Raw genomic sequence first — 237 nt, forward strand, 5'->3', positions numbered from 1 at the left:
GCACCTCCTTTGAGGCTCCACCTTGCCCGGGTACCACCGCACATGTGACCGACCCGTCCACCACCGTCGAGGGAGTCAGCCTCGCCAACTACAACCGCGGGCTCGTCGTTCCCCTGTACACCGCCAACGGTGTCGCTCCTAACGGCGGCGATGCCACTGTTCCTCTGTGCGGCGTGCGGTACGCAACCGAAGCTGAAGGAGGACCTGCCAATGGCGGTCCTGTGAGCGCCTGGATGT

Annotated in this window: 1 protein-coding gene; it reads left to right on the forward strand. The window is 65.0% G+C overall.

Annotated elements, in window-relative coordinates:
• Positions 1-44 precede the first annotated feature (44 nt).
• On the forward strand, positions 45-237 hold a 193-nt coding region (locus ACCC96_RS30425; protein WP_413697760.1), incomplete at its 3' end, for a hypothetical protein.

Source organism: Pseudomonas sp. Pseusp11, assembly GCF_047304405.1.
Classification (GTDB): domain Bacteria; phylum Pseudomonadota; class Gammaproteobacteria; order Pseudomonadales; family Pseudomonadaceae; genus Aquipseudomonas.